Origin of the sequence: Streptomyces sp. NPDC057424, from assembly GCF_042803315.1 — a bacterium.
Classification (GTDB): Bacteria; Actinomycetota; Actinomycetes; order Streptomycetales; family Streptomycetaceae; genus Streptomyces.
Window position 1 is genome coordinate 1 of record NZ_JBHVCP010000124.1, and the last position, 3249, is coordinate 3249.

Sequence of the window (3249 nt, forward strand, 5' to 3'; positions counted from 1 at the left end):
TGCACGAGGAGCGACCGATCAGGTCGCTCCTCGTGCAAGGACCGCTGGACCGCTAGGACGTCGCCAGCTCGCCCGTGTCCACCGGTGCCGTAGCGCCCGCGGCTCTGCGCGCGTCGGAGGCGACCTCGTCCGCCGTGAGCACGTAGCCCGTCTCGGCGTCCGAGGTGGAGCGGGCGAAGACCACGCCGAACACCCGGCCGTCCGTGGTGAGCAGCGGGCCGCCGGAGTTGCCGGGGCGGACCGTGGAGCGGATCGAGTAGATCTCCCGGGTGGCCGTCCCGTCGTTGTAGATGTTCTGGCCCGTCGCCCGCACCCGGTTCGCGACCGTCGCCGCCTGGAGGTTCAGGTCGCCGTCCTGCGGGTAGCCCGCGACGACCGCCGAGTCACCGCGCTGGGCGTCGGCGTCGAACCGCAGCACGGGCGCCCTGAGCCCCGGCACGTACAGCACGGCCACGTCCTTCTGCGGGTCGAAGAGCACCACCCGTGCCTCGTACGTCCGCCCGACCCCGCCGATCTGCACGGTCGGCTCGTCGATGCCCGCCACCACGTGGGCGTTGGTCATCACGTGCTCGCGCGCGTAGACGAACCCGCTGCCCTCGCGGCCCTGCGTGCCCGCGACGCCCTCGACCTTCACCGTGCTCCGCTTGGCGGCGTCGGTGGCGGCGGCCGTGACGCTGTCGCCGGTGGGCCTCGCGACCTCGGCCGTCGACTCGTTCTCGAAGGGGTTGAAGACCTGCGGGAAGCCCGCCTGCGTCAGCGCGGACGTGGCCCCCGAGAACCAGGCCGGCGTGGTGTCAGGCATCGTCCGCTGCACGGCGCCGAGCAGCCGCGAGTCCCGGATCGCCGAGGTGACCAGCGGCGACGAGGACGCGCCAAGGACGCTCGCGGCCACCCACGCCACGATCAGCACGGCCACCGCGTTGGCCACGGCCCCGCCGATCCCGTCCGCCACTCGGAGCGGCCCCCGGTCCAGCTCCCGCCGCAGCCGCAGCGCGAGGCGTCCCGCCAGCTCGTGCCCGACCGCCGCCGGGAGCAGCACCGTGAACACCGCCGTCACCGTCGCCCGCGTCGTGCCCGGCTCCACCAGGTCCATGACCCACGGCAGGATCCACACACCGACGGCCGCGCCGCCCACGAAGCCCGCCAGCGACACGCAGCCGGCCACCAGCCCGCGCCGGTACCCGGACGCCGCGTAGGCCAGGACGACCAGCAACAGCAGGATGTCGAGCAGGTCCACGCACGCCGCCTTTCTCTCGGAACCCCTTAATACGCGGGGGGAGGGCCCGGTGATCAGTCACACGCGCACGGGATGATCGGAATCGGCCACGCGGGCGTGCACCCGGGAAAACGTCGCGGACCGTGACGATGGTTCCACCGGGTGGCACATCACACATCGCGGACGGACCGGATCCGGCCGACAGTGGGAGCATGCGTGTCTTCCGAAGACGGCGGGGTGTGCGCTCCGCCAACGGGACACCCGGCATAGCCGGTCTGCCGCGCGCGGCCCGGGTGCTGCTCGGCTGCCTGCCGGGCGTCGCCGCCGGCGTGGCGCTGGTCCTGTGCGCCCACGGCGTCGAGAACGCCGCCGAGACCGGCTCCCGCGGCGCCTCGCCCCGCTCGCGTGCGACCTCCTACACCGCCCCGCGCCCGCCCATCGTGCCGAGAGCGCACTGGCTGGGCGACGCCGCCCGCGCGCAGCCCCGCCCGCGCTACGACGACCGGGTCGCCGCCGTCTTCGTCCACCACACCGACTCGCCCAACGGCTACGACTGCGCCGACGCCCCCCGCATCATCCGGGACCTCTACACCGGCCAGACCGGCACCCGCGACTGGGACGACATCGGCTACAACTTCGTCGTCGACCGCTGCGGCACCGTCTACGAGGGCCGGGCCGGGGGTGTGGAGCGCGCCGTCACCGGCGCCCACACCCAGGGCTTCAACCATCGCACCGCGGGCATCGCCGCCCTCGGCACCTTCACCGAGGGCGTGCCCGTCCCGCGGCCCATGATCCGCGCGATCGCCGCGCTGTCCGCCTGGAAGCTGGGCCTGACCGGCACCGACCCGCGCTCGGACGTCCGCCTGGTCTCCAGCAACGGCCTGAGCCGGTACGCGGCCGGCGCCACCGCCCGGCTGCCCGCCCTCGCGGGCCACAACGACGGTTACATGACGAGCTGCCCCGGCGCCGCCCTGCACGCCCGCCTGCCCGAGATCAGGCAGCTCGCGGCCCGGCTCCAGGACCGGCCCGACGGTGCACAGGAAGGCCACAGCGAACGCGCAGCGTCCTGAGATCCCGGCACCCTACGGTCGTCCCCACAGGCAGCCGACCGGAGGTGGGGACCATGAGCAGCAACGGTCGCAGGAAGGCCCCGGGGCACGCGGTGGGCGTGGGGCACCCGGGGATGCGGGCGGGGGCCACCCGCGGCCCCTGGGCGGTGCTGTGCGCGGTCGTGACCGTCGTCCTGGGCCCGGCCGCGGTCACCGCCTCCGCCCTCGACCAGGCCAACGCCGCTCCGATGCACCACACGCTGCGGGCCGATCAGGCACACGCGTACATCCCGTCCGACCCGAGCCGCCGCCGGGCCGCCTGATCAGCCCCTGAAGCGTTCCCACAGCCGGGGGTAGCGCTCGGCGAGCAGTCCCTCGTTCTCGAAGTCGAGCGGGGTCCCCTCCGGTTCCGGGGGCGCCGGCGCGACCTCCAGGTCGGGGGCGACCACACCGGTGAGCTGCTCGTAGGCCTCGTCCGCCGCGTAGCCGAGCTCCTCGCCGTCGCCGTCGATCTCCTCGTCGAAGTCGTCCAGCAGGTCGGCGAGCGCGTCCGGGTCGTGCACGGCGCCCTCGAACACCTCGCGGCCCTGGCCGATCAGCCAGCACCGGAAGAAGTCGAAGGCGTCGTCGCTCGCCCCGTCGAGCAGCACCCAGGCGGCACCCCACAGGTCCCAGCGGTAGGCGCGGTTGTAGCGGGACTCGAAGTGCCGGGCGAAGTCCAGGACGGAGTCCGGGTCCAGCTGGGCGAGCCGGTCCACGAGCAGGTCGGCCTGCTCCTCCGGGTCGCCCTCGGAGGCCTCCCGGGCGTCGTCCACCAGCTCCCAGAACTCCGTCTCGTCCATCACGGGTCAAGCATCGGCCCTGGGGCACAGGGGCGCACCCGGAGTGCGCGGGATCGTTATGCACCGCCCTGGGCCCATCAGAAGGGCCCTAGGTGTATTGACCTGAAGCGTTGTTCACACGGCTGATCGGTGGGTGGCCGCC

4 protein-coding genes are annotated in these 3249 nt (G+C 73.8%); 2 read left to right on the top strand and 2 right to left on the bottom strand.

Features of this window, described 5'->3' with window-relative positions; genetic code table 11:
* Positions 1 to 52 precede the first annotated feature (52 nt).
* A complete protein-coding gene (locus tag ACFU3E_RS38315) occupies positions 53 to 1237 on the bottom strand; it encodes a MarP family serine protease (RefSeq protein ID WP_384169418.1) in 1185 nt (394 codons plus the stop codon).
* Between the two features lie 272 nt (positions 1238 to 1509).
* On the opposite strand from ACFU3E_RS38315, the gene ACFU3E_RS38320 reads away from it, so the two are divergent.
* Positions 1510 to 2286, top strand: a complete 777-nt coding sequence (locus ACFU3E_RS38320) for a peptidoglycan recognition protein (protein WP_384169421.1) — start codon at positions 1510 to 1512, stop codon at positions 2284 to 2286.
* A 113-nt stretch (positions 2287 to 2399) separates the two neighbouring features.
* Positions 2400 to 2588, top strand: coding sequence for a hypothetical protein (locus ACFU3E_RS38325; RefSeq protein ID WP_384169424.1), 189 nt, complete (start codon positions 2400 to 2402; stop codon positions 2586 to 2588).
* Here ACFU3E_RS38325 and ACFU3E_RS38330 read toward each other — a convergent pair whose 3' ends face one another.
* A complete protein-coding gene (locus ACFU3E_RS38330) occupies positions 2589 to 3107 on the bottom strand; it encodes a DUF4240 domain-containing protein (protein WP_384169427.1) in 519 nt (172 codons plus the stop codon).
* Positions 3108 to 3249: the final 142 nt, after the last annotated feature.

Excerpts from the sequence above, each read along its gene's own strand:
- ACFU3E_RS38325 (WP_384169424.1), top strand. The coding sequence starts at position 2,400 with ATGCGGGCGGGGGCCACCCGCGGCCCCTGGGCGGTGCTGTGCGCGGTC.
- ACFU3E_RS38330 (WP_384169427.1), bottom strand. The coding sequence starts at position 3,107 with ATGGACGAGACGGAGTTCTGGGAGCTGGTGGACGACGCCCGGGAGGCC.